21 protein-coding genes and 1 pseudogene are annotated in these 22,287 nt (G+C 74.2%); 11 read left to right on the forward strand and 11 right to left on the reverse strand.

Going from position 1 to position 22,287, the window contains the following annotated elements:
• Positions 1-303: 303 nt before the first annotated feature.
• The 3 genes and pseudogenes from FHS37_RS26810 to FHS37_RS26820 all read left to right on the forward strand — a co-directional run bounded on the left by FHS37_RS26810 (position 304) and on the right by FHS37_RS26820 (position 2,591).
• Complete coding sequence (locus FHS37_RS26810; RefSeq protein ID WP_184825761.1) at positions 304-1,509, forward strand: glycoside hydrolase family 64 protein; 1,206 nt, start codon at positions 304-306, stop codon at positions 1,507-1,509.
• 207 nt (positions 1,510-1,716) lie between these two features.
• Positions 1,717-1,965 (forward strand): annotated as a pseudogene (locus FHS37_RS40595) (NUDIX hydrolase); the annotation flags it as partial.
• A gap of 419 nt (positions 1,966-2,384) precedes the next feature.
• Positions 2,385-2,591, forward strand: a complete 207-nt coding sequence (locus FHS37_RS26820) for a hypothetical protein (protein ID WP_184825762.1) — start codon at positions 2,385-2,387, stop codon at positions 2,589-2,591.
• A gap of 95 nt (positions 2,592-2,686) precedes the next feature.
• Here FHS37_RS26820 and FHS37_RS26825 read toward each other — a convergent pair whose 3' ends face one another.
• From FHS37_RS26825 to FHS37_RS26845, 5 genes are all read right to left on the reverse strand, one after another.
• On the reverse strand, positions 2,687-3,175 hold the full coding sequence (locus FHS37_RS26825) for a DUF5709 domain-containing protein (protein WP_184825764.1): 489 nt from the start codon (positions 3,173-3,175) through the stop codon (positions 2,687-2,689).
• A 126-nt stretch (positions 3,176-3,301) separates the two neighbouring features.
• A complete protein-coding gene (gene prcB, locus FHS37_RS26830) occupies positions 3,302-4,147 on the reverse strand; it encodes a proteasome subunit beta (RefSeq protein WP_184825766.1) in 846 nt (281 codons plus the stop codon).
• A 90-nt stretch (positions 4,148-4,237) separates the two neighbouring features.
• Entirely contained in the window at positions 4,238-5,734 is a 1,497-nt protein-coding gene (locus FHS37_RS26835; RefSeq protein ID WP_184825768.1) for a hypothetical protein, read from the reverse strand.
• 197 nt (positions 5,735-5,931) lie between these two features.
• Positions 5,932-8,286, reverse strand: a complete 2,355-nt coding sequence (locus FHS37_RS26840; RefSeq protein ID WP_184825770.1) for a glycoside hydrolase family 65 protein — start codon at positions 8,284-8,286, stop codon at positions 5,932-5,934.
• Positions 8,283-9,020, reverse strand: coding sequence for an HAD family hydrolase (locus FHS37_RS26845; RefSeq protein ID WP_184825772.1), 738 nt, complete (start codon positions 9,018-9,020; stop codon positions 8,283-8,285). The genes FHS37_RS26840 and FHS37_RS26845 overlap by 4 nt, the downstream gene beginning before the upstream one ends.
• 93 nt (positions 9,021-9,113) lie before the next feature.
• On the opposite strand from FHS37_RS26845, the gene FHS37_RS26850 reads away from it, so the two are divergent.
• The 3 genes from FHS37_RS26850 (at position 9,114) to FHS37_RS26860 (ending at position 12,109) form a co-directional block, all read left to right on the forward strand.
• A complete protein-coding gene (locus FHS37_RS26850) occupies positions 9,114-9,776 on the forward strand; it encodes a nucleoside/nucleotide kinase family protein (protein WP_184825774.1) in 663 nt (220 codons plus the stop codon).
• 97 nt (positions 9,777-9,873) lie between these two features.
• Entirely contained in the window at positions 9,874-10,377 is a 504-nt protein-coding gene (locus FHS37_RS26855; RefSeq protein WP_184825777.1) for a GNAT family N-acetyltransferase, read from the forward strand.
• A gap of 199 nt (positions 10,378-10,576) precedes the next feature.
• Positions 10,577-12,109: a phospholipid carrier-dependent glycosyltransferase gene (locus FHS37_RS26860; RefSeq protein WP_308439467.1), complete on the forward strand. Its 1,533-nt coding sequence runs from the start codon at positions 10,577-10,579 to the stop codon at positions 12,107-12,109.
• Between the two features lie 66 nt (positions 12,110-12,175).
• Here FHS37_RS26860 and FHS37_RS26865 read toward each other — a convergent pair whose 3' ends face one another.
• Positions 12,176-12,337: a hypothetical protein gene (locus tag FHS37_RS26865; protein ID WP_184825787.1), complete on the reverse strand. Its 162-nt coding sequence runs from the start codon at positions 12,335-12,337 to the stop codon at positions 12,176-12,178.
• Between the two features lie 179 nt (positions 12,338-12,516).
• Between FHS37_RS26865 and FHS37_RS26870 the strand changes: the two genes are divergently transcribed.
• The 3 genes from FHS37_RS26870 (at position 12,517) to FHS37_RS26880 (ending at position 16,754) form a co-directional block, all read left to right on the forward strand.
• Positions 12,517-13,434, forward strand: coding sequence for a MurR/RpiR family transcriptional regulator (locus FHS37_RS26870; RefSeq protein ID WP_184825789.1), 918 nt, complete (start codon positions 12,517-12,519; stop codon positions 13,432-13,434).
• A gap of 324 nt (positions 13,435-13,758) precedes the next feature.
• Positions 13,759-14,133, forward strand: coding sequence for a hypothetical protein (locus FHS37_RS26875; RefSeq protein WP_184825791.1), 375 nt, complete (start codon positions 13,759-13,761; stop codon positions 14,131-14,133).
• A gap of 200 nt (positions 14,134-14,333) precedes the next feature.
• Entirely contained in the window at positions 14,334-16,754 is a 2,421-nt protein-coding gene (locus FHS37_RS26880) for a SpoIIE family protein phosphatase (protein ID WP_229889897.1), read from the forward strand.
• Between the two features lie 56 nt (positions 16,755-16,810).
• Here the strand turns inward: FHS37_RS26880 and FHS37_RS26885 are convergent, their stop codons facing one another.
• A complete protein-coding gene (locus tag FHS37_RS26885; RefSeq protein ID WP_184825795.1) occupies positions 16,811-17,446 on the reverse strand; it encodes a peptidoglycan-binding domain-containing protein in 636 nt (211 codons plus the stop codon).
• Positions 17,447-17,520: 74 nt separating this feature from the next.
• Positions 17,521-18,366 carry an ATP-grasp domain-containing protein gene (locus FHS37_RS26890; protein ID WP_184825797.1) on the reverse strand — a complete coding sequence of 282 codons (846 nt, stop codon included), beginning with the start codon at positions 18,364-18,366 and terminating at the stop codon, positions 17,521-17,523.
• Between the two features lie 129 nt (positions 18,367-18,495).
• Between FHS37_RS26890 and FHS37_RS26895 the strand changes: the two genes are divergently transcribed.
• Entirely contained in the window at positions 18,496-19,221 is a 726-nt protein-coding gene (locus FHS37_RS26895; RefSeq protein ID WP_184825799.1) for a TetR family transcriptional regulator, read from the forward strand.
• A 175-nt stretch (positions 19,222-19,396) separates the two neighbouring features.
• On the forward strand, positions 19,397-19,813 hold the full coding sequence (locus tag FHS37_RS26900; protein WP_184825801.1) for a Zn-ribbon domain-containing OB-fold protein: 417 nt from the start codon (positions 19,397-19,399) through the stop codon (positions 19,811-19,813).
• Positions 19,814-19,852: 39 nt separating this feature from the next.
• Here FHS37_RS26900 and FHS37_RS26905 read toward each other — a convergent pair whose 3' ends face one another.
• The 3 genes from FHS37_RS26905 to FHS37_RS26915 are packed head-to-tail and all read right to left on the reverse strand — an operon-like array spanning position 19,853 to position 22,269.
• Positions 19,853-20,233, reverse strand: a complete 381-nt coding sequence (locus FHS37_RS26905; protein ID WP_184825803.1) for a PPOX class F420-dependent oxidoreductase — start codon at positions 20,231-20,233, stop codon at positions 19,853-19,855.
• 57 nt (positions 20,234-20,290) lie between these two features.
• Complete coding sequence (locus tag FHS37_RS26910; protein WP_184825806.1) at positions 20,291-21,037, reverse strand: class I SAM-dependent methyltransferase; 747 nt, start codon at positions 21,035-21,037, stop codon at positions 20,291-20,293.
• 38 nt (positions 21,038-21,075) lie between these two features.
• Positions 21,076-22,269, reverse strand: coding sequence for a MalY/PatB family protein (locus FHS37_RS26915; RefSeq protein WP_184825808.1), 1,194 nt, complete (start codon positions 22,267-22,269; stop codon positions 21,076-21,078).
• Positions 22,270-22,287: the final 18 nt, after the last annotated feature.

Consider the following 22,287-nt stretch of genomic DNA (forward strand, 5'->3'; position numbering starts at 1 on the left):
GCGCTCTCCGAGTGGTGGCGGCTCGCTGCGGCCCGGCGGTGGCTTAAAGGGTCCTTAAGAGGCGGTTAAGTGATCGTGGGGCTCTCCCCGGTTCCTCAAGTACACGCAGGTCAAAGCGGGTTGGGGACAAGTCGGACCCGTTGGCGGGGAGCGTGCCGGTCCGTACCATCAAGCCGCGCGCCGGTTCCGACGTACGGCCTGAGAGCGCTCTCACCCGCTCGTGCGGGAGACGCGTCACCAGGTCCCTCCCCACGTCGGCGGCGCGGACAGGAATCCGTACAAGTGCTTCAGGAGACCCCCCACATGACTCCTCGTCACCAGCGCACCGTCGGCCGTCGCAAGGTCCTCTTCGCCCTCGGCGGAGCCGCCGTGGCCGCGCCCGCGGCGGCCGTGCTCGCTCCGCACGCGCTCGCGGGGACGTCCGCGGACGCGAAGGACGCCCCTGCAGCGGCGGGTTCGCTGCCGCTGACGATCGTCAACAACAGCGGTTCCTTCGACAACGCGAGCGTGCACGTCTACATCGTGGGCAACCAGGACGGCCGACAGGTCCGGGTCACCCCCGAGGGCACCCTCGTCCCGGTCGCCCTGTCGGACAACGGTCCCGACGGCTTCACCGACTACGCGATCGATCTGGCCGGCAGCGGCGAGACCCGGCTGTCGCTCCCGTACATGTCCGGCCGGATCTACGTGTCCCTCGGCGCGAAGCTCAAGTTCAAGGTCGTCGCGGACGGCAACGGCGCCCCCGCGCTGCAGTACCCGGCCGGCTGGGTCTCCTCGGACCCCAACTACGGCGTGCTGCACGACTGTGCGGAGTTCACGTACAACCCCTCCGGCATGTTCTGCAACACGACGATGGTCGACATGTTCAGCGTGCCGCTGAGCATCCGGCTCACCGGGTCCGACGACCGGACGACGGGCACGGTGCGCGACGGGGGCCGCGCGGCCGCGTTCGCCGCCGTCAGGGAGGTGGAGGCGTTCTCGCGGCTCGTCGTGGACGACACCCGGATCATCGCACCCGGGCACGGGCTGGACGCCGGTCTGTTCGCCGGGGACTACCTCGCCCCGTACATCGACGAGGTGTGGAGCACCTACACCGGCCGGGACCTGAAGATCACCACCAACGCCGGCACCTTCACCGGCCGGGTGCGCGGCGACCGGTTCACCTTCGACGGCCCCGCCCAGGTCTCCTTCGGCAAGCCGTCCACCCGGGACGTCCTCTTCTGCGACGGAGCCCTCGCCGCCCCCAACGACGGCACGACCGGGCCGGTCGCCGCCGTGCTCGGCGCCGGCTTCAACCGTTCGACGCTGCTCAGCCATCCCGCCCAGCCGACGGCCGACGCCTCGGTCTTCTACCGGACGGAGCTCACCAACCACTACTCCAAGGCCGTGCACGCCGTCACCGAGGACGGCAAGGCGTACGGCTTCGCCTTCGACGACGTGGCCGACTTCGCCTCGTACATCCAGGACACGGCTCCCACGGGCCTGCGGCTGACGCTGACGCCCTTCTAGAGCGTGCTGCGGACCTCTCGCGAGAGGCCGGGTCCCGGCTGGGGCCAGAGTTCCCGCCTGTCGGCTTCGACGAGGGGAAGGGGCGGGACTGTGGACGCGTGCGCGCGGCCCCGGGTGTCGGCTTACGCCGTCGCGGTGGAGGAGTACCGGCTGCTGTTGGCCCGCCTGTCCGACGCGTCGCCGGTCTTCACACCGGGGTCGTGACACCTGCCGGGCGGCGGAATCGACCCCGGCGAGCAGCCCGTGGAGGCCCTGGGCCGTGAGCTGCGGGAGGAGACGGGGCTCGAGCTCACCGGGGCCCGCCCGCTCGACGCGCGGACGTACGGTGTCCGGCGGCGCGGAGTCCGCTGGCACCTCGCCGCGCTGTTCTACGCCGTCGACCTCGGAGCCGGGGCGCCGACGGTGACCGAGACCGGCGGTTCCACCGACGCGTCGGTCTGGCTCCCCGTGGCGGACCTGGACGTCTCCACGCTGTCGCCGGCCGCCGTCGACGCGCTGCGCATGCTGGGCCGCGGGGAGGGGAGCGGGCGGGTCACAGCCATTCGTCGAGGACTGCCGAGCGCGTCCTCGTCGGCCCCGGCGCGGCCGCCGTTCCACGTGCCGAAGCGCCCCGGCGCCCCGACGGCCCGCCCCGGCGGATCCGCGCCCGGCGGCCGTCGTGCGGGCGGACCCGTTCCCGCGGCGGGCTCCACGGGCGCCCGGGGCCAGGTTTCCCACGGGCCCGGGAAGGTACCCCGGCAGGCATGGGAAGCGGCCCCTCACCGCGGTGTCCCGCGTGCTCAGGATGCACGGCGGGCTCCCGCGTTGAATGGTGATATCGGACCCGATGACAGCACCGGGGCCGCAACAGCGATCCGGACCCGAGGAGCCAGAAGATGTCGACGTCCCAGCCCGACGCGTCCCGGCAGCCCGAGGGGGGCACCACCCCGGACGATCTCCTGCACGCCCGTACCGGCACCGACGTGTCGCCGGAGGACCTGGTTCTTGCCTCGGGCAAGGACCTCACCCCGCGGAACCTCGAATGGGCCAGGCGGAAGCTGGCCGAGGAGGGGCCCGCCGCCGTGGACAAGATCCTTCCCTGAGCCCTGCGTGACGGCGCCGCCGCCGGTCCGGTGCGCGTGTGCGCCGGACCGGCGGCGGCGCCGCTGCGGGAGCGGGCGGGGCCCGCGGCAGGTCGTCAGGCTCCGTCCCGGTCCTCGGGCAGCGCCGTCTCGTCCTCGACGACGTGCATCGCGGCCTCCTCCGCGCCCGCGGCGCCCGCGTCGATGCCCACGTCCTCGGCGACGGCCTCCTTCGTGGTGTCGGTGCGGGCGCCCTCGTCCGGGGCGACCAGCCGTCCGGCACGGTCGGTGCCCGCCTCCGGGTCGACCGGCTCGCCCTCTCCCCCGGGGAGGTCGCCCACGTCGTCGCCCTCCGCGGCGGACACGTCGGGCACCTCCTGGGACAGCCGCTGGTCCAGGGTCTCCCCGTCGTGCTGCTCGGCGGCCGTGATGCCGTGCTTGGTCACGCCGAGCGGCTTCTCGGGCGGGGAGTACCCCTCGTCGAGGGTGTCGTCGTAGGTCCGTTCGTCGACGGCGTCCTGCATGTCGAGCGGCGCGGCGTCCTCCTGCTCCTCGTTGCTCCCGGTGGGCTGGTAGGCGTCGTCCCCCATCGGTTCGGTGCCCATGGCTTCCTCCCTGTCGCGCTGCGTCGACTCGTTCTTCCCGGGTGTCAGATCCGCGTTTCCCGTTACGCGATCTCTAACCTCCGCGGACCCGCCGGGTGACGGGGAACGCCCCGCCGGGTGCCGGTGTCACACGCGCGCGTTCGGCCCGTCCGGCCGGGCCCGCCGCCGTTCGACCACCGCGTGGCTCAGCCTCCGGGTCCCGGCCTCGGCGAGCCGTGCGTAACCGTCCTCGTCGATGACCGACACGACCGGGAAGACGCGGCGGGGCAGGTCCGGGCCGCCGGTCGCGGAGTCGTCCTCGGCCGCGTCGTAGAGCGCCTGCAGGGCGGCCAGGGCCGCCTCGTCGCGGGACATGTCCGGCCGGTACAGCTTCTTCAGCGCACCCCTGGCGTACGGGGAGCCGGAGCCCTCCGTGTGGAAGCCGGACTTCTCGTAGCGGCCTCCGGCGGCGTCGAAGGAGAAGATGCGGCCCCGTCTCCCCTCGGGGGCGGTGCCGTCGTAGCCGGCGAGGAGCGGCACGACGGCGAGGCCCTGCATGGCCAGGCCGAGGTTCTGGCGGATCATCATGGCCAGCCGGGTCGCCTTGGCGGCGAGGGTCATGGGGATGCCCTCGATCTTCTCGAAGTGCGCGAGTTCGACCTGGTAGAGCTTGACCATGTCCAGGGCGAGGCCCACGGACCCGGCGATCGCGATCGCGGTGTGGTCGTCCGCGGGCAGCACCTTCTCCAGGTCGCGCTGGGCGATCAGGTTGCCCGTCGTGGCCCTGCGGTCGCCGGCGACGAGGACGCCGTCGCGGTAGGTGAGGGCGAGGATCGTGGTGCCGTGCGGGACCCCGGCGACGGGGGCGTCCCCGGGCAGGGCGCGCGGGCCCAGCAGCTCGGGGCGGTGGGCCGCCAGGAACTCGGTGAACGACGAGGTCCCCGGCGTGAGGAACTCCTCCCCCAGCCGCCCTTCGTGATCGCCCGCCGCCATGCCGTTCCCCCCTCGCCGCCCGTCCGCGCACCGCCAACCGACTCCTGCCTGGACCGGGCCCCCGGGAAACCCCGGTGCCGCCCGCGTGCGTCACCGGGAGCCGTCCGGCCGGGGTGGCGGGGCGACGCGGACCTCGAGGTCGCTGATCCGGTGGACGGGCCAGGAGCGGGCGTAGCGGGGCGGTGTGCCGTCCGGGCCGGTGAGCGTGGCGACCGGTATGCGGTCCGCGGTGTCCAGGATCTCCCCCACCGTGGTGTTCTCGTTGTTCCCGGCGGTGGCGCCGGAGGAGCAGCCGGTGTAGTAGCCGATCGGGATGGCCTCGTGCCCGGTGATCAGACAGGGCGGGCGGACGCCGAGCCGGTGCAGCGCGTCGGCGGTGCGGGCCCAGTCGCGGCGGCTGTCGACGTTGCGCTCCACGGTGTGCACGAGGACCGTCAGCTGCACCGCCAGATGGCCGGCCAGTCCGAGCGCGACCACGGCCGCGACGACCGGCCGCCACCTCCCCCGCGGCGTGCGGACCAGGTGCCGCAGCGCGTCGGCGACCGGCAGGGCGAGCAGGGCGTAGGCGGGCTGGAGGAAGCGGGGCGCCGCGTAGCCGATCATGAACAGGTACGGGAGGGCCGCGGTGGTGGCGCAGGCCAGCGGCAGGAGGGTGGGCAGGGCGCGCCCGGCCCGTACCGCGACGATCAGGCCGAGCACGGCGAGCAGCGGCAGGACGAACCACCACAGGGTGATCACGGGGTGCGGCATCTCACCGGTGCACGGCCGGCACAGGGCGCGTCCGCCCAGGCTGCGCAGCTGGTCGTCGACGGCGATCTGCCAGCCGAGCCCGCCCTGGATGCGGGAGGCCTCGGCCAGCCGCTCCGCCAGGCCGCCGAATCCGGCGTAGGCCTCGATCACCCACTCGGCCCCTCCCGCCGCGAGACCGCCCACGAGGGCGAGCAGCAGCCGCCCGTGCCGGTGCGCCAGGGCGAGGAGGAGCAGCGGGACCGTCACCCAGACGGCGTCGGTGGGCCGCATCCACGCCATGAGCGCGGCCCCCGCCGCCACGCCCCACAGCGCGCCGCGCGCCGCGCGGGCCGCGCGGTGCCGCAGGAAGCAGCCGACGGTGATCAGGGCGCCGACGGCGACCCAGTAGTTGGGCATGGCCTGGGGGCCGTAGAAGAGGGTCACCCACAGGGAGGCGAAGAAGGCTCCCGCGGTGACCAGGACCCGGGTCGGGAACAGGCCTCGCCAGGCGCGCAGGGCCAGGTAGAGGGCGAGACCTGACAGCAGGGCCAGGTAGACGCGCAGCAGCACCGTGGAGGAGGACCAGGACGCGACGGGCGCCACCAGCAGGGAGACGCCCCGGGAGCGGGGGGCGCTGAAGAAGGCGGCCGGATGGTGGGAGGTGACCTGGCTGACGTAGACGATCTCGTCCCAGCCCAGGCCCAGCACCGGGCGGACCAGGACGAGCTGGGCGAGGGTGAAGGCGGCGGCCACCGCCGCGAGCGGTCGGGTGCCGCGCGCCCGCCGGGCCGCGTCCGACGCGGACTGCTGCCCGCGTCGCCGCGTACCGACGAGGAGGGCACCGGTGCCGTCGGTCATCGTCCGTCCCTTGTTCCCGCGCGTCATGTGTCCCGGGTGCCACGGACCGCCGGGCCCAAGGGCCCGGCGGGAGGGAACCCGGTTCTCCGGAGAGCGATCCCGGAAGGCAAGGACAAATTAACCCGAACGGGACGGTCGGGCAGGGCGGAATACGGCCAACCGCCTGACCCGCCCCGGGCCGCCCGCCCCGGCGCCGGTCAGCGGGGGTGCGGGGCGCGGTGCGGGGGCTGCCCGGGGGCCGGGCGCGGCTCGGACGGGGGCAGGGGGCGCTCGACGGGGGCGCCCTCGCGCACGGTCAGCTCGGCCCCGTGGTGACGGACGGTCAGCGGCGGGCCGGAGCGCAGCGTGTACGCGGCCCGGTCCGCGGTGATCTCCACCCGCAGGGACCGGCCGAGGAACCGCACGGTGAAGGCCAGCCGGCGCAGCCTCGGCGGCAGCCGCGGGGTGAACCGGAGACCGCCGTCGTCCCAGCGCATGCCGCCGAACCCGGCGACCAGCGCCGTCCAGGTGCCGGCCAGGGAGGCGATGTGCAGTCCGTCGCGGGTGTTGTGCTCCAGGTCGGCGAGGTCCATCAGGGCGGCCTCGGCCGTGTAGGCGTGGGCCAGTTCCAGGTGGCCGGTGCGGGCGGCGAGGACGGCCTGGACACAGGCCGACAGCGAGGAGTCGCGTACGGTCAGCGGCTCGTAGTAGGCGAAGTTCCGGGCGATCTGCTCCTCGTCGGAGAACTCCTCGAACCAGTCCGCGCGGGTGTGCATCGCCAGCACCAGGTCCGCCTGCTTGACCACCTGTTTGCGGTAGAGGTCGAAGTAGGGGAAGTGCAGCATCAACGGGTACTGGTCGGGGCGGGTGCCGGCGAAGTCCCAGCGCTGGTAGCGGGTGAACCCGGCGTGCTGTTCGTGGACGCCCAGTTCGTCGTTGCAGGGGATGTGCACCGCCTCGGCCGCGTCGCGCCAGCCGGCGCTCTCCTCCTCGTCGACGCCGAGCTCCGCCGCCCGGTCGGGATGGCGCTTGCAGGCGTCGGCGGCGGCCAGCAGGTTCGCGCGGGCCATGAGGTTGGTGTACGTGTTGTCGTCGGCGACGGCGCTGTACTCGTCCGGCCCGGTGACGCCGTCGAGGTGGAAGGCGCCCCGGTCGTCGTGGTGGCCGAGGGAGCGCCACAGCCGGGCGGTCTCCACCAGCAGCTCCACACCGGTGTCGTGCTCGAAGCGCTCGTCGCCGGTGGCCTGGACGTGGCGGACGACGGCGTCGGCGATGTCGGCGTTGACGTGGAAGGCGGCGGTGCCGGCCGGCCAGTACGCGGAGCCCTCCGAGCCCTCGATGGTGCGCCAGGGGAACGCCGCGCCGCGCAGGCCGAGTTGGGCGGCGCGCTCGCGTGCGACGGGCAGGGTGGAGTGCCGCCAGCGCAGCGCCTCGGCGGCGGCGTCCGGCACGGTGCAGATCAGCAGGGGCAGCACGAAGACCTCGGTGTCCCAGAAGGCGTGCCCGTCGTAGCCGGAGCCGGTCAGCCCCTTGGCGGGTATCGCGCGCCCTTCGGCGCGGGCCCCGGCCTGCAGGACGTGGAAGAGGGCGAAGCGGACGGCCTGCTGGATCTCCTCGTCACCGTCGACCTCGACGTCGGCCCGGGACCAGAAGTCGTCCAGGTACGCCCGCTGTTCGTCGAGGAGCCCCTGCCAGCCGCTGTGCGCGGCGGCCGCCAGCGCGGCCTCCACCTGGTCGCTCATGGCGGGGCGGGAGCGGGCGCCGGACCAGCCGTGGGCGACGAGCTTCTCCACCCGCAGCCGCTGCCCGGGCTCCAGGACCGAGGTGACGGTCAGCCGGGCCACGTCCTCGTTGCTCTCGCAGGAGGTCGTGGTCCGTTCGGGGCCGTCGACGACGTGGTCGGCGGCCACCGCGACCCTCAGGCCGCTGCGCCGGGTGCGGTGCACCAGGCGCAGCCGGCGGCCCTTGGCGAGGTCCTCCTCCGGCTCCAGCGGGGACTTCAACGTGCGGGCGGCGCGCGGGTCGCCGTCCGGTCCGGGCAGGCTCTCGTTGGCGACCAGTTCGGACTGCACCACCACCCGGGTCCGGCGGTCGACGGGTTCCACCTCGTAGGCGACGGCGGCGATCGCCCGCTGGGTGAGGGAGACCAGGCGGGTGGAGCGCACCCGGACCGTGGACCCGGCCGGGGAGGTCCACTCGCAGACCCGCTCCAGCACGCCCCGGCGCAGGTCCAGGGTCCGCTCGTGACCGACGAGCCGCCCGTAGCGCAGGTCGAACGGCTCGTCGTCGACCAGCAGCCGGAGCACCTTGCCGTTGGTGACGTCGATGACCGTCTGACCCGACTCCGGGTAGCCGTAGCCGGCCTCGGCGTAGGGCAGCGGGTGCAGTTCGTGGACGCCGTTGAGGTAGGAGCCGGGCAGTCCGTGCGGTTCGCCCTCGTCGAGGTTGCCGCGCCAGCCGACGTGGCCGTTGGACAGCGCGAACACGGACTCGCTCTGCGCCAGGAGGCCGAGGTCCAGGGTCCGCTCGCGCACGGTCCACGGCTCGACGGCGTACGCCCGCTGTGTGATCACTTCCCACCCCCGAGTTCGGCGAGGTCCGTCACGACCCGGTCGGCTCCGTGCGCGTACAGCGCGTCGCTCTGCCCCACCCGGTCCACGCCGACGACGTATCCGAAGTTCCCGGCGCGGCCCGCGTCCATGCCGGCCTGCGCGTCCTCGAACACGGCCGCCCGGGACGGTTCGACGCCGAGGTCCCGGGCGGCGGCGAGGAAGGTGTCGGGCCTGGGCTTTCCGGGCAGGCCGCGTTCGGCGGCGACCACCCCGTCGATCCGGACGTCGAAGAGGTGCTCGGCGCCGATCGAGCGCAGGACGTCACGGCAGTTGGCGCTGGAGGAGACGATCGCGGTGCGCAGTCCGCGGGCGCGCACCGCCTCGAGGTAGCGCAGGGTGCCGTCGTAGGCCTCCACGCCGTCGGTGCGGATCTTCTCCAGGAGCAGTGCGTTCTTGCGGTTGCCGAGGCCGTGCACGGTCACGGCGCCGGGCGGGTCGTCGGGGGTTCCCTCGGGCAGCTCGATGCCGCGGGAGGCGAGGAAGGTGCGGACGCCGTCGGCGCGCGGGCGGCCGTCGACGTACGCGTCGTAGTCGGTGTCGTCGAAGGGCCGGAAGTCCTCGCCGTCCCGCTCGCGCAGGAAGGCGTCGAACATCTCCTTCCAGGCGGCCGCGTGGACGACGGCCGTCCTCGTGACGACGCCGTCGAGGTCGAAGAGGCAGGCGAGGATGTCGTCGGGCAGACCCAGATCCGTCATACGGGACACCGTTCCCCGTGCGGCGCCGGACAGTGAGTGGCGCGGGCCACATGGCGGCAGGAGACCGGCTTCCCGGATGACACACTCTTCCGTGTGGTGCTGACCTTCGACGACCTTCTCCTCCGCGCCCGCTCCCTGGTGCGGGACGGCCGGCGCGCGATCCTCGGGATCGCCGGCAGCCCGGGGGCGGGCAAGTCCACGCTCGCCGAACACCTGGTGCGGGAGCTGAACGGCCCCGGGGAGCCGTGGGTCGCGCACGTCCCCATGGACGGCTTCCACCTCGCCGACGCCGAACTCGACCGCCTCGGCCTCCGCGACCGCAAGGGCGCCCCGGACACCTTCGACGCGGCCGGGTACGCGGCGCTGCTGCGGCGGCTGCGCGAGGAGGCGTACGACGACGTCGTGTACGCCCCCGGCTTCGAACGGGTGCTGGAGCAGCCGGTCGCGGGAGTGGTCCCGGTACCGCCGGCCGCCCGGCTGGTGGTGACGGAGGGCAACTACCTGCTGCTGGACACCGGCGCCTGGGCACGGGTCCGGCCGCAACTGGACGAGGTGTGGTTCTGCGCCCCGGACGAGCGGGAGCGGGTACGGCGGCTGGTGGCCCGGCACGAGGAGTTCGGCAAGAGCCACGAGGAGGCGGTGGCGTGGGTCCTGCGCTCGGACGGGCCCAACGCCGAGCTGGTGACCGCGACGCGGGACCGGGCCGACCTGGTGGTGCCCCCGTCGGCTCTGCCGTGCGCGGACACCGGGGCGTAGGGGGTCCGGCGCGCGGAAGGGGGACCGTGCGTCCGGGCGCGTCCGGCCACCGGAACCGGCTGGACGCGGGCCGGCCCGGTGCAGCAGGCTCTCGTCCATGATCAGAACAGCCACCGTGCACGACGTCGCCGAGATCCGCGCGATGATCCGCGAACTCGCCGCCTACGAGAAGGCCGCCGAGCAGGCCCGCGCCACCGAGGAACAGCTCCGTGCGGCGCTGTTCGGCGAACACCCCGCCGCCTCCGTCCTGATCGCCGAGGACGACGCCACCGGCGCCGTCGCGGGGTTCGCGCTGTGGTTCCCGCGCTTCTCGACCTGGACCGGCACGCGCGGCATGCATCTGGAGGACCTCTACGTACGCCCGCACACCCGGGGTGCCGGGCACGGCAGGGCGCTGCTCGCGGCCCTGGCGGCGATCTGCCGGGAGAACGGCTTCGAGCGCTTCGAGTGGGTGGTGCTGGACTGGAACGAGCCGACGATCGCCTTCTACAAGTCGCTGGGCGCGGAGCTCCTGGAGGAGTGGACGGTGTGCCGGCTGACCGGCGGGCCGCTCGAGGAACTCGCCGCACAGGCCCCGCCCGTGGCGCACCGGGCGCGGTGACGCCCGCCCCGCGTGCGTCGGTGCCAGAGTAGGGCCCATGAGGCGTCCTGCGACGGCGCGGACACGGGAGCGGCTCATCGGGGCCGGTGGGCGGGGCCCCTCGCCGGAGGTGGCGGCCGTGTCCCGCTCCCCCGGCCCGGCCCGGCGGTGGCTGGTGCCCGTCCTGGTGGCGCTGCTGCTCGGTGGAGCGGCCGTCGCGATGGTGACCGCCGCCGTGCGGCAGACGCCGACCATCGACGAGCCCGTGTACGTCGGTACGGCCGCCGTGTACCTGGAGGAGCACAGCCTGCGGTACAACCCCGAGCATCCGCCGCTCGGGAAGCTGGTGATCGCCGCCGGCGTGGCGGTCGCGGATCCGCACCTCGACGCCGGATCCGGCGGTGACCAGGGCGCGTTGGGGCGGCGCCTGCTGTACGAGTCGGGTAACGACCCGTGGCGGCTGATGCTCTGGGCCCGGCTCCCGGTGATCGCGCTCACGCTGCTGTTCGGCCTCGTCGTGTTCGCCTTCGCCCGTGAGCTGGCCGGTACGGCGGGCGCCCTGGCCGCGCTCGCGCTGTACTGCCTCTCCCCCGACGTGATCGCCCACGGTTCGCTGGCGACGCTCGACGTGCCGGCCGCCGGGTTCGTGCTGACCTCGGCGTGGCTGCTGTGGCGGGCGCGCCGCCGGCCCCGGCTCGGTCTGCCGCTCGCGGGCGCGGCCCTGGGCGCGGCGCTGGCCACGAAGATGAGCACCCTGCCCGCGCTGCCGGTGCTGCTGGTGACGGCCGCCCTGTCGGTGTGGTGCGCGACCACGGGCGGACGGCGGCGCAGGCTGGTCCGGGCGGTCGCGGGCGCCGGTGTCGTCGCGCTGTTCGCGGTGGTCGTGATGTGGGCCGCGTATCTGGCCGTCGATCCGCGGCTGCGCTGGGCCGCGCAGCAGCACGTGCCCGTGGTGCACGGGCTGCGGGGGCTGTTCGTGGAGCTGCTGCCGTTCCCCGAGCCGTACCGGGACGGCGTGCGCGTCCAGTTCGGCCTCGAGAACCGCCCGTGGGAGGGCTTCCTGTTCGGCCGGCGGTACACCGGCTCGCTCTGGTACTACCTGCCGGCCGCGCTGCTGGTGAAGACGCCGCTCGGCACGCTCGTCCTGTGGGCCGCCGGTGCCGTCGCGGTGGTGGCGGTGCGGCGGCTGCGGCCCGCGGCGCCGTACGTGCTCGCGGCTCCCGCGGTGCTCCTGGCCGCGGCCGTGCACGGGTTACGGGACCTCGGCACGCGGTACGCGGTCTTCCTGCCGATGTTCCTGGCGGTGGCGGCGGGGTGCGCGCTCGCAGTGCGCCGCCGGTGGGTGCCGGCGGCGACGGCGGTGCTGGTGGCGCTCGTCGCGGTGAGCGCGCTGCGGGCCTTCCCCCACTACCTGCCGTACTCCAACGAGGCGTTCGGCGGTCCGGCAAAGACCCGGCTGAGGCTGCACGACTCCAACGTGGACTGGGGCCAGGACCTCGGCCGACTCGCCGAACGGCTGCGCGAGCGGTACCGGGGGGAGCGGATCTGGCTGGTGTACAAGGGCAGCGGGGTCCCCTCGTACTACGGCATCGACGCCGCCGATCCCCGCCGGGTGCCACCCGACGAGGTGCGGGGGGTGCTGGTGGTGTCGGACTCCGCGGCGGCCAAGGCGACCGGGCGGCTGGCCGAGCTGATCGACGGCAGCCGCCCGGTCGACGACGTGGGTCACTCGATCACGATCTACCGGCGGTAGGTCCGGGTCACCACCGCCCGGCACGTCCCCGGACCCGCGGACGTGCGCGCGCCGGGGCGGGAGGGGTCAGCGTTCTTCGAAGTCGTCGGGCCGCACCTCGGCCTCCTCCAGCGCCTCGCGCATCGTGCGGCCGGTGGCGCCACGGTCGCGCGTCTCGTTCTCCTCCCGCTGTTCGATGGTGTCGTCGGTGTCCCGGGTCTTCGGCCGGTTCTCCTCGGGGACGGTCATGTCCGATGACTCCTCGTGTGTCTTGTGGGCTTCCGTCTGCCCCGCTGTGGGCGCCGGGTTCCCCCGGGGCGCGGGGATATCCCCCGGAGGGAGCGGGCCGATGCGTTCCGGTGAGAGGCCTGGTCGCCACGGTGCGTGAGCTATGTTGAACCTCCGTGGGAGACGAAGGAGGCGCACCGGTGCCATCGCCGCAGCAGGCACGCGCACAGGCGTCCGCGATCACCTCGGGGAAGGCGGACAAGGACACGGAGGTGTCCCCGACGTCCCAGCTCCGCACGCTGTTCGACCGGCCCCGGCTCTCCCCCGGCCAGCGGCGCATCGCCCAGTACCTGATCGAGCACATCACCGAGGCGGCGTTCCTGTCGATCACGGACCTCGCGGACCGGGTCGGGGTGAGTCAGCCCTCGGTGACCCGGTTCGCCTCGGCGGTCGGCTTCAGCGGTTACCCCGCGCTGCGGGAGAGGCTCCAGTCGATCGCCCTCCGGACCCTCGCCGGCGGCCCCGCCGAGGAGAACCGGGGCAACGAGCTCCAGGCGGCGGTCGACGCCGAGATCGAGAACCTGGAGAACCTGCGGCGGGACTTCGCCGACGCCGACCGGGTCATCGAGGTCGGCCGCCACCTGTCCGCGTCCGCGCCGCTCACGGTCCTCGGCCTGCGCATCTCCGTCTCCCTCGCCGAGTACTTCGCCTACGCCGCCCGCCGCATCCACCCGGACGTACGGCTCGTGACCCTGGGCGGCAGCGTCGCCTACGACGCGCTGCTGCAGTCACGGGAGGCGGGCGGCACCTGGGTGCTGGCGTTCTCGATGCCGCGGCACGCCCAGGAGACCCTGACGGCGGTGCGGGTCGCGCGGGACGCCGGGCTGAAGGTCGCGCTGATCACCGACCTGGCGCTGGGTCCGATCGCGGACGAGGCCGACGTCACCTTCGCCACCGGCACCGGATCGCGGCTGGTCTTCGACTCCTACGCCGCTCCGGGCGTGATGTGCGCGGCCCTGCTCCAGGCCATGACGGACGCGGATCCGGAGCGGACGCAGGCCCGGCTCGACGAGTACGAGCAGGTGGCCGACCAGCACCAGTTCTTCCTCAGGGACTGAGCCGCGCCCGGTCCCGCCGGGTTCCCCTCCGCGGAGCGCGACGGACCACCGGACGGACCGCCCCGTCAAAGCACGCATGAATGTTTTCATACGTCTTGCAAACCAGATGGCATATATAAATACTGCTCACGGATCGCGGCCCGGCCCTTCCGGACCGGGCTCCCGCGCACGCACCCGCAGCCGCCGGCTCCTGCCCGCTCCGGTGGTCCGGGTGCCGGGCCGGGCATCCCCTGCCCGGCCGCCCGCGGCGGCCCCGGTCATCCCCTAGGCCGGGGCCGCCCCGTCCCGTCGTCCACCCCAGGCGACGCCGTACACCCGGAAGCGATGAACATGCCCCTGACGTCCACGCGCCTCGGTCCGGACTGGCCCTGCCAGGTCAAGACGCCCGGCAGCTACGACTGGGAACGCTCGGCGGCCAAGTGGCTGCGCGAGCTGGTGCCGGCGCGCTACGCGAGCTACCCGGCGCTCGTCCGGCACCCCGTCCTGCTGGCCCGGCACGCCCAGATCCAGGTCGAGCACGAGATCCGGGTGGCGCGCACCGCCCTGCAGACCGCGCGGGCCGACCTGCCCCGGCTGGGACTGCACGAAGGCGTCATCGAGCACACGATCAAGCTGTACGCGGCGGAGGTCACGCAGCTGCAGCACCTCGCGCGCAGCGTGCGGGCGGTCGCCCAGGCACTGGCCGGCGCCGGCCGCTGACCGCGGGCCCCGTCCGGCCCGGCGGGGCGGGGCCCGTACGCCGGCACCGGGACGCGCAGGCGCGCGCCGAGCCGCCGGTGGCGTTCCGGAGGCGCCGGGCGACGCAACGCTCACGGGAAGGCCCTGACCTGTTCACCGGTGAGTTCCCGGCCGGCGAACCGGTCATCCGACACGGATTGATGTGCCATGCTCGTCGCGTGATGAGCGAGCCCGCTACCCCGGCGGATTCCGGTGCCGCACCCGATCTGGCCGAACTGGCCAGGGTCGTCGCCCGGCAACGCGCCGAGATGGACCGGCTGCGCGAGCAGGCTGCGTCGTCGGCCGTCGTGGAACGTGCCAAGGGCGTCGTGATGGCTCTGACCGGCTGCTCCGCCGACGCCGCGGGCGAGACGCTGCTCCAGCGGGCCAAGGCGGCCCGCCGCACCCTGCTGGAGGAGTGCTGGATCACCCTGGGCCGGGCGACACTCGCCCGGTCCGGCACCGGCGAGCCCCCGGCACCTTCCAAAACGGCCGTCCGTGACGCGGCCTCCGGCCTCCCCGGGGCCGACCCGCCGGCGGCCCCGTCCCCTCCGGACGACGTCGCGGCCGCACTGGGCCGCCTCGGCCGCGCCCTCGTCCACGCGGACACGGCCCAGGAACTGGCCCGGTGCCTGCTGGAACACCTCGCACCGGACCTGGGCGCGGACTCGGTCATGATCTACGCCCGTCGTCCCGGCGGAGGGCTCGCTCTGGTCGGCCACGCCGGAATCGGCGGACGGCTCGCCACCCGGTGGCGTCAGGTGCCCCCCTTCAGCGGGGTCGCGCTCCTGGACGCCCTCCGGTCCGGCGCACCCCTCTGGCTGGAGGACTTCGCCGAGGACAGCAAGCGGTACCTGCTGATCGGCGAACCGCCCGAGCGGTGGCGGTCGCGGGCCTGGCTGCCCGTGCCCGCCGGGGACGGCGTCGAGGCCTGCGTCGGTGTGCTGCGCGAACGCTCCGGGCCGTTCACCCCGCGCGACCGTACCCATCTGCGGGAAGTCGCCCGGCTGTGTGCCGGCCGGCTGCGCACGCTCGTCACCCCGCCCGCGCCGACGGCCGACGCTCCCCCGGACGCCGTGCGGCCGCTGTTCGAGGCGCTGCCCGTCGCAGCGGTGCTGCTGACCCCGCTGCGCGGCCCCTCCGGCGAGACCACGGACTTCCGCATCGACGCCGCGACGGCACAGGCGGCCACCGTGCTGGGCGGCCCCGGAGTCGACCCGGCCGGCCGGCGGCTGCTCGAGTACCGGCCCGGCCTGGCGGACGAACCGCTGTGGCAGGGCTGCCTCACCACCCTCGCCACCGGGGAGCCGTACGAGGGCGAACCGTTCGCCCACCAGGAGGTGGTGGGCGGCGTCGCGGCGCTGTCCACGTACTCCGTACGGGTCGCACGGCTGGAGGACTCGCTGGTCGTCACATGGGCCCGGCACGCCTCCTCCGACCGGCAGGAGCAGCGGCTCGCCGACCTGCAGCGGCTGGGCAACCTCGGCTGGGCGAACTGGAACCTGGCCACGCTCGAGGCGTCCTGGTCGTCGCAGGTCTTCGCGATCCTCGACCGGGACCCCGCGGACGGGCCGGTCCGGCTCGTCGACCTTCCCGGACTCGCGGTGCCCGACGACCGGCCCGTCCTGGGCCGCGCCGTCGGCGGCCTGGTCCACGAGGGGTCGTCGTTCGACGTCCCGTTCCGGGTCCGCACCCCGCGCGGCGTACGGCACCTGCGTCTCGTCGCCGAGGCCTTGGCGGACCTGCACGGCACGCCCGTCGAGGTGCACGGCTTCGTGCAGGACCTGACCGCGCGGCGCCGGGCCGAACTGGCCCTGGTGGAGAGCGAGCGGGCGATCCTCACCCAGAACGACGTGCTCCAGGCCGAGCGGACCCTGGTCGCCCGCCTGCAGAACGCCCTGCTGCCCCTGCCCCGGCGGCCGGTGAACCTGGCCGGACTGCGCGTCGAGGTCGCCTACCTTCCCTCCCAGGCGGGCATACACGTCGGCGGTGACTGGTTCAGCGCCATCGAACTGCCCGACGGTGACGCCCTGTTCGTCGTCGGCGACGTCGCCGGGCACGGGATCGGCGCCGTGGCCACCATGGCCCAACTGCGCTTCACCGCCAAGGGCATGGTCATCACCGGCTCCTCGCTGACCGGCGCGCTCGCCCGGCTCAACACCCTGCTGCTGCACTCCCGGGACACCCACCGCACCGCGACCATGGTCCTGGCCCGCTACCAGCCCGGGGAACGGCGTCTGGTCTGGGCGCAGGCGGGACACACCCCGCCCCTGCTGCTGCGCGACGGCGAGGTGACCTATCTGCGGCGCCCCGACGGCATGCTGCTCGGCGCGTCCGCCGCGCCGCGCTTCGAGGAGGCCGAGTGCCGTCTGCGGCCGGGCGACCGGCTCCTGCTGTACACGGACGGCCTGGTGGAACGGCCCCCGGAGAACATCGACGCGGGGCTGGACCGTCTCGCCGAGGCCGTGGCGGCCCACCCGGATGGCGGGTCCGGCTCCCTGGGAGCGCTGCTGGACACGATGCTGGAGGGGGAACGCCGCGACGACGTGTGCGTCCTGGACATCCGCTTCCCCGGGAAGTGGCGGGGACGCCCCGAACCGTAGGGCACGGCGCGGGCGGGCGCCCGCTTCGTCCGGGCTTCGCCACGGTGCCGTCGGCATCAGTCCCCCGGCTGCACGGCGTCTTCGGCGCGGCTCACCCCGGCCGTGCGGGACTCCAGCGCGCGCCGGGTGTCGTCGCCGTAGACGCCGGTCTCGTCGCCGCGGATCCCGTACCAGAGCTGGAAGCGGGCGACGGCCGCGGACAGGGCGGCGTCGTAACGCCCGTCGGTGCGTCCCTCCCGGTAGACGTCCGGGATGCGCAGCAGCCGCTCCTGGAGTTCGGTCACCTCGGGGCCGGAGTCGCCCTCGCGGAGGAACCCCGGGGGCACCGGGGCCGACGGGGGCGGGGACGGCGCAGGCGGGGCGGGGGCGGTCGTGGACGGCCGCGGGGCGGGTGCCGTGCGGTCGTCGGCGCCGCGTTCCGTGAGCAGGAGCGCGGCGCCGAGGCCGATCACCGCCGCGGCGGCCACCGCGAGCACCGGGGCGGTGCGACGCACCCCCGGTCGGCGCTCGTCGAAGCGGCGCCCGTCCACCGGGGGCCGGGGCGGCGGCACGGACTCGCGGCCGCCGGCCCTCTCCTGCTCGAACTCCCGGAACAGCTCCGCGAGCGCGTCGGTACGGCGCGGGCGCAGCACGTGGACGGGTTCGAGGGGCGGGCCGCCGTGCGGCTGCCCGGGCTCGGGCGGTGTCGACACGCCGCTCTCCTTCCGTGCCGCACGGCGGGCGGAACCGCCCACGGGAAGGGATACGCGGCGAGGGGCCGCGGGGTTCAGCTCCCCGTCGCACCGGCGTCGCGCAGGAAGCGGCGCAGGGACGCCGCCATGGCGGCCGTGAACGCCTCCCGGCCCGCCTCGTCGAGGGCGTCGAGGGACAGGTAGGGATTGAGATCCTCCAGTTCGACCAGCAGCAGTTCGCCGTCCGGCGCGCGGCAGGCGTCGACGCGCTGGATGCCGTGGTCGAGGGTGTTCCAGTCGATGAAGTGCCGGGCGAACTCCAGGTCCCCGGGCGTGGGTTCGTACGGCTGCAGCTGCCAGCGCCGGTCGGGGTCCGGGGCGTGGAGGGCGTACTGGAAGTCGTGGTCGACGAAGTAGAAGGAGACCTCGTAGGCGAAGTCGACGTGCGGCTGCACCAGGACGCTTCCGTCGACGAGGTCGCGCACCCCGGCGGCGGGGACGACGCGCAGTCCTATCGAGTCGGCGCCGAGCCGGGGCTTGACCACGTACCGCCGTGCCTCGGGCAGCAGGTGCAGGTCGTGCGGGCGGTCGACGGTGGGGATCACCGGGTGACCGGCGGCGCTCAGGTCGAGCAGGTACTGCTTGCCGGCCATGTCTCCCCTGCCGGTGAGCGGGTTGTAGACCGGCTTGCCGGTCGCCGAGGCGCGCGTCCGGAAGGCCTCGTAGGCGTCCTGGTACGCCAGCACCGGGCCGCTGTTGCGGACCACGACGGCGTCGAAGCCGTCCATCAGGGCGGCGGCGTCGCGCGGATGGCACAGCGCCAGGTCGAAGTCCTCGCGCAGCCGGGAGGTCAGGAAGATGTCCTCGTCGCAGTAGCGGCGTCCGCGGGCCGGGTAGGCCAGGTCGGTGACGTACAGGAGACGGGGGCGGGCGGGCGACATACGGGCTCCTCGGGAACGACGGTGACCCGATCATATGGACGACCTGCATCGGAGCCCACGACAGCACTCAGTTCCGCACCGGTGTGCACTGAGTGCCATGAAGGGCGGCCGAATGCTACGTTCCCGTTCATGAGCTCCAGCAGCGCGGCTCCCGGCCGCGGCGACAAGGCCGAGAAGACCACGATGCGGGACGCCCTGGTCGCGGCGGCCTTCCGGCTCTTCCTGGAACGGGGCTACGAACAGACGACGGTCGACGACATCGTGGCGCTCGCCGGGGTCGGACGGCGGTCCTTCTTCCGCTACTTCCCGTCCAAGGAGGACGTGGTCTTCCCCGACCACGAACGGTGCCTCGCCGACATGACGGGCTTCCTGGCGGCCGGCACGGACGACGACGAACCGGTGCGCAGGGTCTGCGACGCGGCCCGGCTGGTGCTGCGGATGTACGCCGAGAACCCGACGTTCTCCGTGCAGCGCTACCGCCTCACCAAGCGGGTGCCGGGCCTGCGCGCGTACGAGTTGTCCGTGGTCTGGCGCTACGAGCGGGCGCTGGCCGAGTATCTGCGCGGCCGGTTCACCGGCCTCCGTGACGGGATCCTGCGGGCCGACGTGATCGCGGCGGCCGTGGTCGCGGCGCACAACAACGCGCTGCGCTCCTGGCTGCGTTCGGACGGGCGGGACGACGCGGAGGCCGCGGTGGACCACGCCCTGGGGCACGTGCAGAGCACCTTCGGCGCCACGCCGGTCCCCCCGGCGGGCGGCGAGGGGTCCGAGGACGTGGTGGTGGTCGTCGCGCGGCGCGGGGCGCCGCTGTGGCGGGTGGTGCAGGAACTCGAGTCCACCCTGGGACGCGGCTGACGGGTCGCCCGGCGGAGTACGGCCGCGTCGCACGATTCAGGGTACGCAGTGCCTTTACGAGTGACACTCAGTGCCATACTCTGTCGCTGTGCACGGTGGCACGGCGAACCGCGCACGCGCGTGCCCGGGTCACCGCGCACGCGGGTTTCCGGCCGAGTGCAGGGAGTTGACCAGCGTGTACCACCACTCAGGAAGCGTCGCTCAGCAGACAGCCGGCTCCTCGACGGGCGTGCTCGATCCCCAGGGCCCGGACCGCGCGGAGGCCATGCTCTACCAGCGCTGCACCTGGTGCGGCACCGCCATGTACCACCGGTTGCTGTGTCCGGTCTGCCAGGGCAGCGACCTGCGGACGGAGCGCAGCGAGGGCGTCGGGACGGTCCGTCACTCCACGGTGGTCCACCGCAACACCCCGGCGGCCCGCAACGTGTCCCTGATCGAGATGGCCGAGGGCTTCGTGGTGCGCGGCCGGGTCATGGGGCCGCCCATCGGCATCCACAGCGGCGACCGGGTACGGCTGTCGACGGCCAAGGACCCGGTGCGGGGCGAACCCGTCTTCCAGCTCGTCGACGAGCCGTACCGGGCCTGGACCTGACGCACCGCCGGCCCGCGCCGGCCCGCACGGCGCGGCGCCTCAGAGGGTGACGCGGATGCCGACCGTACCGTCCAGGCCCCGGCGCAGACGGCTGCCGAGGAGGGTGAGCCGGCCCAGCAGGCCGTACTTGCGGGCGATCAGTCCGCGGTAGCGGGCGGTGGTGGCCGGACCGCAGATCTCCGCGGTGGCCGGGACCTGCTCGCCGGTCGGGTTGCCGCGCAGGTCGCAGGGGCCGACGAGGACATCGCCGCGGGCCCGGATCCGCTTCACCTTCCAGGAGTCGGCGGCGGTCCACACCCCGAGCGCGTCCCCGTCCCGCACGACCCACACCGGCGTGGCGACCGGCGTGCCGTTCCTGCGGTAACTGGTGACCAGCAGGTACTTCCCCGCCCCGAGCCGGTCGAGCAGTGCGTCGTCCATGCGGGGAAGTCTAGGGGCGCCGTCCCCGTCGGCCGCCGCCCGGGCCGGTCCGGGCGATCACGCTGGTTCCGTGCCGATGTGCGGACGCCGTGCGACGAAGACGAACTCCCGACCCGGCCGGTCGGGGGCGTCGCGCACCTCGTCCACCACGAAGCCCGAACCGACCAGATCCGCCTCGACCTCCTGACGTTCGCGGAAGCGCAGCGTCGAGTCCGAGGTCAGCACCGTTCCGTCCGCGGGGAACACGTAGGTCGTGCGGAACGTCACCAGCGGGCCGTCCACCTCGGTCACCTGGTGCCAGCTCTCGACCGTGCCGACGCCGGGCACGTCCGTGCTGCCGTACGTCTCCTCCCGGGTCCACCCCTCCCAGGCCCGCCGGGCCGGGTCCCGGGTCTCGAACACCAGGCGCCCTCCGGGCCTCAGGGCCGCGTGGGCTCCGCGCAGCGTGCCCCGCCACGCGTCCGGCCCGGTGATCTGCTGGGCGACGTTCGCCGTCATGGTCACCAGATCGGTCCGCAGCGGCGGGAGCGCCGTCGCGTCGCCGTGGATCCAGCGCACCCGGTCACCGCCCGGCTTGGCCCGGGCCACCTCGAGGGACGCCCCGGCGGGGTCGACGCCGACGACCTCGATCCCGCGGTCGGCCAGGAGGAGGGCGAACACCCCCGTCCCGCAACCGATGTCGAGGACCCGCCGGGCCCCGAACTCCCGCGCCATGCGCACGTACGCGTCGAGGTCGCCGCGATCGGGGTCGAGCGGGTCGTAGAGCGCGGCGAGCCGCGGATGCGCGTAGCACTCGTCAGCCACGGGCCCACCCGTGTCCGGGGCCGGTGCCGCGCGTCGCCCTAGTCACGTCCCGTCCGCTCCACGGCCGCCGTCATCCTCCGCACCGCCTCCTCGAGCACCTCGGGTGAGGCGGCGAGGTTCAGCCGGGCGTGGCCGGCGCCGCCCGTGCCGAAGGGGAGGCCGGAGTTGAGGGCCACGCGGCCGTGCTCGAGGAAGACCCGCGCCGGGTCGTCGCCGAGACCGAGGGCGCGGCAGTCGAGCCAGGCCAGGTAGGTGGCGTCGCCCGGGCGGTAGCGGATCGCCGGCAGGTGCTCGGCCAACAGGTCGGTGAGCAGTCGGCGGTTGGCGTCCAGGCCGGTGAGCAGGGCGTCCAGCCAGGCGGTGCCGTCGCGCAGGGCGACGGTGTGGGCGAGGACGCCGAGGTGGCTGGGGCCGTGGCCGACCTCCTCGGGCATCCGGGCCAGGTCGTCGGCGGCCGCGGGCCCGGCGACGGCGAGCGCGGCCTTGAGGCCGGCCAGGTTCCAGGCCTTCGAGGCCGACATCAGGGACAGGCCGCGCTCGCCGCCCGGCACGCTCAGGTAGGGCACGAAGTCCGCCTCGCCGACGACCAGCGGCGCGTGGATCTCGTCGGCGACGACCCGTACGCCGTACCGCTCGGCGAGGGCGGCGACGGCGGACAGCTCCTCGGCGGTGTGCACGGTCCCGGTGGGGTTGTGCGGGCTGCACAGCAGGTGGGCGGCCCGCCGGCCGCCCGCCACCGCCTGCCGGAAGGCGTCCTCCAGGACGCCGGGGTCGAGGCGCCCGTCCGCGCCGAGCGGCGCCTCGACCACCTCGCGGTCCATGTGCCGGACGAAGTCGTAGAAGGGCGGGTACACCGGCGGGTTCACCACCACCGGGTCCCCGGGTCCGGTGACCAGCTTGAGCATCTCCACCACGCCCAGCATCACGTCGGGCACCACCGCGGTGCGCTCCACCGCGAGCCCGCCCCAGCCCCACCGCTTCTCCGCGAAGGCGGCCAGCGCCTCGGCGTAGGCGGTGCCCACCGGATAGCCGGTGTCGCCCGCCTCGAGCGCCTCGGTCAGGGCGCGCACGACCGGTTCGGCGAGCGGTACGTCCATCTCGGCCACCCACAGGGGCAGCACGTCCTCGGGGTAGGTGCGCCACTTCATGCTGGTACGGCGCCGCAGGCTGTCGAGGGTGAGGGCGTTCAGCGGGTTCGGTTCACCGGACGTCTCGTGCGGGATCCTGGTCATGAGCACACGATAGGGGGA

The organism is Streptomyces griseomycini (assembly GCF_014203535.1).
In the GTDB taxonomy this organism is placed as follows: Bacteria; Actinomycetota; Actinomycetes; order Streptomycetales; family Streptomycetaceae; genus Streptomyces; species Streptomyces griseomycini.

Coding starts and splice junctions, on each gene's coding strand:
- FHS37_RS26810 (WP_184825761.1), top strand. CDS start 304: ATGACTCCTCGTCACCAGCGCACCGTCGGCCGTCGCAAGGTCCTCTTC.
- FHS37_RS26820 (WP_184825762.1), top strand. CDS start 2,385: ATGTCGACGTCCCAGCCCGACGCGTCCCGGCAGCCCGAGGGGGGCACC.
- FHS37_RS26825 (WP_184825764.1), bottom strand. CDS start 3,175: ATGGGCACCGAACCGATGGGGGACGACGCCTACCAGCCCACCGGGAGC.
- prcB (WP_184825766.1), bottom strand. CDS start 4,147: ATGGCGGCGGGCGATCACGAAGGGCGGCTGGGGGAGGAGTTCCTCACG.
- FHS37_RS26835 (WP_184825768.1), bottom strand. CDS start 5,734: ATGACCGACGGCACCGGTGCCCTCCTCGTCGGTACGCGGCGACGCGGG.
- FHS37_RS26845 (WP_184825772.1), bottom strand. CDS start 9,020: ATGACGGATCTGGGTCTGCCCGACGACATCCTCGCCTGCCTCTTCGAC.
- FHS37_RS26855 (WP_184825777.1), top strand. CDS start 9,874: ATGATCAGAACAGCCACCGTGCACGACGTCGCCGAGATCCGCGCGATG.
- FHS37_RS26860 (WP_308439467.1), top strand. CDS start 10,577: ATGGTGACCGCCGCCGTGCGGCAGACGCCGACCATCGACGAGCCCGTG.
- FHS37_RS26865 (WP_184825787.1), bottom strand. CDS start 12,337: ATGACCGTCCCCGAGGAGAACCGGCCGAAGACCCGGGACACCGACGAC.
- FHS37_RS26875 (WP_184825791.1), top strand. CDS start 13,759: ATGAACATGCCCCTGACGTCCACGCGCCTCGGTCCGGACTGGCCCTGC.
- FHS37_RS26880 (WP_229889897.1), top strand. CDS start 14,334: ATGAGCGAGCCCGCTACCCCGGCGGATTCCGGTGCCGCACCCGATCTG.
- FHS37_RS26890 (WP_184825797.1), bottom strand. CDS start 18,366: ATGTCGCCCGCCCGCCCCCGTCTCCTGTACGTCACCGACCTGGCCTAC.
- FHS37_RS26895 (WP_184825799.1), top strand. CDS start 18,496: ATGAGCTCCAGCAGCGCGGCTCCCGGCCGCGGCGACAAGGCCGAGAAG.
- FHS37_RS26905 (WP_184825803.1), bottom strand. CDS start 20,233: ATGGACGACGCACTGCTCGACCGGCTCGGGGCGGGGAAGTACCTGCTG.
- FHS37_RS26915 (WP_184825808.1), bottom strand. CDS start 22,269: ATGACCAGGATCCCGCACGAGACGTCCGGTGAACCGAACCCGCTGAAC.